Raw genomic sequence first — 6,635 nt, 5'->3', positions numbered from 1 at the left:
TCGGATTCGACCTGTTCTGTCAGCCATGACGGAATTGCGATCGTTACATCTCCAGCATTGCACAGCTATGTTGAGAAATGTTCAGCGTAAAAGAATCAGTATTTCATATTAATTCTGGTTTTACCGGAATGATTAAACCGCAGAGGCCGCAGAGGACACAGAGGGAGAGGATAGAGAGATGAATCATTCTGATGAAGAGTGGATTTGATATGAAGGAGTGCAAAAAGTATTTTTTTTAACAGTGCGATCGTCTCCGGTCGCGATTGTTATACCATTTATCTGAAGTTGTACAATACTCGAAGACCCCCCCTAGCCCCCCCTTGTTAAAGGGGGGAACAAGAATATTGTTATTTCGTTGAAAATTGGTATTAGACTCGCGATCCTAGAATCAGGACTAAAGTCCTTACTACAAACAACTGAATTAGTTAATCTCAAAGGAATTCATCATATTTTCAGCCGTTTTCAAATAGTCCGAATACTCTGATTTCTCCGCAGTGTAAGTAATCACGTAAGCTTTATTATTCATCAACGTCCAAGTTTGCATTTTTTTGGTATTGGTTTGTCCGTCTTTATCATCAAAAACAACTGTATAACCTCGATGATTAGCAATCGTTTTAGGATTTTCTTCTAAAATTTTAACATCAGTAAAATTTGTTTTAATTTGCTTGAGAGACGATTGATTGTATTCATCGAGAGACATCGGTTTTGGCAAATCTTCTATGCTGACAGTAATTTGTTCTTGATAAGCATCAGCGGTGTTCTTTTTGGGGGCTATGAATACAACCACATCGTTAATTACTGGATTTTGTAACTCTTGTTTTTCCCACTTTTCAGGGTATTTGATTTTAAACTGATGGGTCGAACTTTGATAACTTAATAAATTTTCAACTTGAGTTTTAGAGAAATGTTGGATTGCGAAGGCGGAAATGGCGATCGCCCCAGCAACTCCGAGTCCCATTAAAGCCGGCTTCCATCCCAAAGCAAATCTACGAGTTCTGCGATCGGGAGATGGCGATGGCGGGCGATCGCTCAGTTTACCAAGTCGCTGCAAAAGAACTTGAGTATCTTTTGGCCTGTCTTTCGGAAAATAAGCCATCAAATCATCAATCAAATCTGCTAGCGGCTTCGATGTTTGAGTCGCCACATTCCGCCAAATCAATTTACCCGATCGCGGATCTTCCTGCAAATTTCTCGGTTCTTGAGCCGTCAGCAAATACACAAAATTCCGGCCCAAAGCAAAAAAATCAGAACGTGGCTCAGCCTTGCCCTTTTTTTGTTCTTCGGGAGTGTAACCCATCGAAGAAATGCGAGTTACTTCTCCAGTTGCTCTCTGAATAGTTTCTGTAACTTCCCGCACCGCCCCAAAATCAATTAATACTAATTTTCCGTTCGACCGGCACATGACATTTTGCGGCTTAATATCTCGGTGAAAATAATTTTGATTGTGAACGAGATTCAATATTTCCGTCAGTTGTGTCAACCAGTCAATAGCTAGTTCCGAAGAAATAGGTTGGTAATTATGAGCTTCCAACCACTGCTGCAAATTTTTACCTTCAATTTTCTCCATCACCAGACAGTGCAAAGATTTATCAGTACCCTTAACTCTGAAAGTAAAATAGCCTTCAGATTCAACTGTCGGGAGTCCCGGATGCTTCAGCCGCTGCAAAACGTGAGCTTCTCTCTGAAAAAGTTCCACACCTAGAGTATCGTTGTTCATCAGAACTTTCAACACTTTCTGAGTACCGTCTCTGTCTCTGACTGCAAAAGTTTTACCAAATCCTCCTTGTCCCAAAACAGCAATTACCCGATAGCGTGCGTTGATTAGCAACTCAGATCCGCAAGTTTGGCAAAAATTGATAGTGTCAAGATTTTCTGGATGGCGGCAGTTGGGATTAATGCAGTAGCTCATGGTATGGAGGAATTAGCTTGGTAGAAATAGTATCTCGTGCCAAAGCAGCTTCCTGAAAGCTATCCGAATTGGGGATAGCTTGGAATTAGTGCGGTGCTTGTCAGCATTGATTATTAAACATGATATAACATTACTCATGTTTTGAATACTGAATGAGAGAATCTCATTTTTGTAAAAAGCATTTTTTTGTTGGAGTGCGAGCTGGGACGCTCGGGAGTCTTATATCACCTGTGCGATCGGGGACGATCGCACTAAAAAAGCTGGCACGCTGGATGCTGGGTACTAAATTCTCGCACAATCTAAAATCTAAAATCTAAAATCTAAAATCTAAAATCATATGACAGGTCAAACCCATAAGAAAACAAACTTAATCGCCAGCCCCTATTTAGAAATCGACTATCAAGGCGAAGTGGTACGCTTGGAACTGACCAAGACTGAACACGTACTGGGACGAAATCCCCAACAAGCTGACTTGCTGGTTCCCAAAGATTGGGAGAAGCTGTCGAGATGTCAAGCGATTTTGCGCCAAGAAGGGGACGACTATCGCATCTATGACGGCGACGGCCTCAAACCCAGCAGTAGCGGGTTATTTGTGCTTCCGACTGAAACTCCTGTAACTCCGACTCAAGGCTGCGTTTTGCGACACGGAATCGAGTTGCGGATTGGTACGGATTTGAGAAATCCGGTGCGGGTGAGTTATTTCAATCCCGGAAGTCCGGCGCTGGCCGTTTTGGGTTCGCGGGAGTCTGTGTCTCTGCGAAATCGATCGGTCGTCTTGGGGCGCGATCGCACTTCTACGCTAGAGTTAAATTCGCCGATCGTCTCCCGCAGCCATTGTGCGATCGACGCCAACAAACGCGGAGAATACATTCTCACAGACACCAGCGCTAACGGCGTATTTATTAACGGCCAACGCATCCAAAAAACAGCCGTTTTAACCGAAGGCGCCAAAATTCGCATCGGCCCTTTTCTGCTAATTTATCAAAATGAAGAATTAACAGTTATCGATCCGGGAAATGCGATCGGCTTAGAAGCAATTAACTTAAACCGACCTTTTGTCAACGATATTTCCCTAGTAATTGAACCCGGACAGTTAGTGGCGTTAGTCGGAGGAAGCGGCGCGGGGAAATCCACATTAATGCGAACCTTGCTGGGAATTGAAACCACAAATCGTGGCGCCGTTTACGTCAACGGCGACGAATTGCGGAAAAACTTTGAATGCTACAGTTCTTTAATCGGTTACGTGCCTCAGGATGATATAGTCCACGGCGAATTAACAGTTACAGAAGCCCTAACTTACGCAATTAAATTGCGCTTGCCGCCGGATGTCGATGTCGAGCAAGTTTTGACAAAAACTCTGACCGATATTGAGATGTTGGACAAGCGAAAAACCCTTGTAAAAGACCTTAGTGGCGGACAGAGAAAGCGGGTTAGCATCGGCGTCGAATTGCTTGCAGATCCGAAGTTGTTTTTCTTGGACGAACCAACTTCTGGACTAGATCCGGGGCTGGATAAAAAGATGATGGAACTGCTGCGGAATTTGGCAGATAAAGGTCGGACGGTGGTTTTGGTGACGCACGCTACGGCAAATGTCAATTTGTGCGATCGCCTAGTTTTTCTCGGCCGCAACGGCTACCTTTGCTACTTCGGCCCGCCCGCAGATGCTGCAAATTTCTTTGGAGTTCATCAAGCAGACTTTGCCAATATTTATAACGAGTTAGAAATCGGCGAAAAGGTCATCAAAGAATGGGCGAATACCTATCGGAATTCCGCCTATTACCAGCGGTACATAACCGCGCCCTTAAGTCCAAAAGCACCGCAAAAACAAGCACCTCCAGTCAAACTTCCCCAACCCGCCAAAGTTTCCCCAATCAAACAACTGTTTATCCTCGCCGATCGCTATTTCAAGCTAACTTTACGCGACCCAGTTAACGTTGGTTTAGGACTGTTAACTGCTGCTGTTTGCCCGATTTTGCTAGCCGGAATCAAAGATATAGAACCGCTAGTTACCGGAACAGCAGACGATCCAGCGCTGGCTTTTTTAGCTTTGCGAATTTTGTTTGTATTTACATCGGCAGCTATTTGGGTAGGTTTGTCAAGTTCTCTGCAAGAAATTGTCAAAGAATCAGCCGTTTACCAGCGAGAAAGATTGGTGAATTTAGGTTTACTGCCCTATGTCGGTTCCAAGTTTCTGGTGCTGGGAGGATTGGCCTTGTTGCAAACAGTGCTAATGACCGCAGTAATTTTAATTGGTTTTAAACAGCCGTCACCGGATATAATCGCTTGGCCGCTGGGTTTGGGAATTACAGTATTTTTAACGCTGTTGGCTAGCATGAGTTTGGGATTGATGGTATCGGCATTTGTGAAGAATGGCAGTCAGGCCAACAGTGCTTTGCCTTTGCTGTTAGTGCCGCAAATTATTTTTTCGGGAGTCTTGTTCAGTCTGGGAAGTTTGTTTAAAATCGAGAAAATCGGTCAGTATATCTCGTGGTTGACGGTAAGCCGCTGGTCTGTGGGTGCTTACGGTAGCTTGGTTAACGTGAACGCGATGGTGCCAAAGCCGATCGAATTACCCGATCGAACAATCTTACCGCAGTTATTCGAGAAAAGCGCCGTCTACGAACCAACTTGGCAAAACCTAGCCTTGAATTGGGGAATTTTAGGATTGCACGCCGCCGTTTATTTGACCGTAACTTTGCTGTTGCAGAAGCGGAAAGATATTTTCAAATAACGCAGAATATGGTTATATTTTCTTAGTCCCTCTCTGCTGGGACTTTCTTTGAGGTGAAGCGATTTCTAATCGCCAAGGGCAAAAGGGCAAAAGTGTAAAAAGCTAGAAAGTCTACGCAGCCACACACGCAACTCGAAAACCGCGGGCCCAGCAGACATCGTTCGGCGCACTGTGGTCACGAGTAGCCGATTGACAGTTAAAATCACTGTAAAACGAACCACCGCGCATCAGCCGATGATTGTTTGTTCCCGTTTCCCAAGAACTTCCGTCAGTCCGTGCAGCATCATAATTATCATGCCATTTATCGCTGCACCATTCCCAAACATTCCCGTGCATATCGTACAACCCAAAAGCATTGGGGGGAAAACTTCCCACATCTGTGGAGTAGTTTGTGTCATAGTTGACTACTTCTGGAGATATACAGTGACAGGTTTCCCCAAAATGGAATGCGGTTGTTGTACCCGCACGACAGGCGTATTCCCATTCGGCTTCACTCAGTAAGCGATATGTTTTCCTAGTTGTTTGCGACAGTTTCTCACAAAATTTGACAGCATCATACCAGGATACATTTTCTACAGGACGTTTTTCACCTTTAAAGCACGATGGGTTGTTTCTCATAACTGCTTCCCACTGTTCTTGGGTGATGGCGTATTTACCTGCATAAAATGTCGGTACTGTGACTCGATACTGCGGAATTCGATCGCCACTAACTGTGTAGATGTCAGGGGGGCCCATCGTAAATGTGCCGCCGGGAATCTTTACCATTTCTAAGCTGACACCGCGCCCTAGGTTTTCACTAAAGTATTCGGCTTGTCGCTGTTCTGTTTTGACGATCCTTCCCCATTGGTAGAGTGTGATGACTTCAAATTGAAAGGTCTCTGCTGGACTTAGTTTTTCGTCAGCTATGATTTTATTTGGTGTTGGTGGTTGTGCAGCAACACACGCAACCCGAAAACCGTTGAATCTCTCGCCATAGATCGGCTGTTCGCAGCTACGAACAGCCGATCGGCAATTGCTCGGATCGTTGGCCCACGAACCACCGCGCAACATCCGACAATTGTTTCCTGATTCCCAAGAACTTCCGTCAGTCGGTGCACCATCATAATTGTCAAGCCATTTATCGCTGCACCATTCCTCAACATTCCCGTGCATATCGTACAACCCAAAAGCATTGGGGGGAAAACTCCCCACATCTGTGGGTTCGTTTGATTCGGTTATGTAGTTGACTAATTCCGGGGTAATCGTTTCGCCAAAATGAAATGGGGTTGTTGTACCCGCACGACAGGCGTATTCCCATTCCGCTTCACTCAGTAAGCGATATGTTTTCCCAGTTGTTTCCGACAGTTTCTCACAAAATTCGACAGCATCATACCAGGATACACATTCAACAGGAAGTTTTTCACCTTTCAAGTACGATGGGTTGTTTCCCATGACGGCTTCCCACTGTGCTTGAGTGATGGGGTATTTCCCTGCATAAAAAGCTGGTACTGTGACTTGATGCTGCGGGCTTTCGTCATCCTCTCGTCCTGCTTCGTCGTTGGGGGAACCCATCATAAATGTGCCACCGGGAATGTAAACCATTTCCAGTACAATACCATTACCTAAATCTTCCGGAAAAAAGCGAGCAAATGACTTACGACGACTGTTTTTTTGTCCATCCGCATCGACTGTGATAACATAAAACCCAAAGAGAGGAAAATGGTTTTGTAAACATTGTTTTATATTCTCCTCATCCCGATCTTTCAGCAGTAAAAAAGCAGCAGATTTCACCTGCATTGACTTATCCTGCAATGCTCCAAGTATCAAATCTAAGCCTGCTTCCCCATATTTGGGCGCTTCGGAGAGTGCGGCGATTCTAACTTCGATCGCGGACGAGGCTAAGCGGCGTTTAACGCCGGCGATGCCTCCGAGTACAGCAGCATTGACCGGAATTGAATTTTGACCGCCCTTGACGGCATCGTATTCTCTAGGTTTATTTTGATTGTCAGACATAAT

3 protein-coding genes are annotated in these 6,635 nt (G+C 44.9%); 1 reads left to right on the top strand and 2 read right to left on the bottom strand.

Annotated elements, in window-relative coordinates; translation table 11 throughout:
* Positions 1-421: 421 nt before the first annotated feature.
* On the bottom strand, positions 422-1,909 hold the full coding sequence (locus tag JGK14_RS11210; protein WP_293179797.1) for a serine/threonine-protein kinase: 1,488 nt from the start codon (positions 1,907-1,909) through the stop codon (positions 422-424).
* Between the two features lie 337 nt (positions 1,910-2,246).
* Between JGK14_RS11210 and JGK14_RS11205 the strand changes: the two genes are divergently transcribed.
* Entirely contained in the window at positions 2,247-4,640 is a 2,394-nt protein-coding gene (locus JGK14_RS11205) for an ATP-binding cassette domain-containing protein (RefSeq protein WP_293193055.1), read from the top strand.
* A 111-nt stretch (positions 4,641-4,751) separates the two neighbouring features.
* Here JGK14_RS11205 and JGK14_RS11200 read toward each other — a convergent pair whose 3' ends face one another.
* Positions 4,752-6,632 (bottom strand): SUMF1/EgtB/PvdO family nonheme iron enzyme, encoded by a 1,881-nt coding sequence (locus JGK14_RS11200; RefSeq protein WP_293207659.1) that lies wholly within the window; start codon positions 6,630-6,632, stop codon positions 4,752-4,754.
* Between the last annotated feature and the right edge of the window lie 3 nt (positions 6,633-6,635).

The organism is Microcoleus sp. PH2017_28_MFU_U_A, assembly GCF_020738035.1.
In the GTDB taxonomy this organism is placed as follows: Bacteria; Cyanobacteriota; Cyanobacteriia; order Cyanobacteriales; family Microcoleaceae; genus Microcoleus.
Note: the sequence above shows the minus strand (reverse complement) of the source record. Positions and strands in the feature narration are given on the sequence as shown.

Bases quoted from the DNA above. Each gene is read 5' to 3' on its own strand.
- JGK14_RS11200 (WP_293207659.1), bottom strand. From the start codon at position 6,632: ATGTCTGACAATCAAAATAAACCTAGAGAATACGATGCCGTCAAGGGC.
- JGK14_RS11210 (WP_293179797.1), bottom strand. From the start codon at position 1,909: ATGAGCTACTGCATTAATCCCAACTGCCGCCATCCAGAAAATCTTGAC.
- JGK14_RS11205 (WP_293193055.1), top strand. From the start codon at position 2,247: ATGACAGGTCAAACCCATAAGAAAACAAACTTAATCGCCAGCCCCTAT.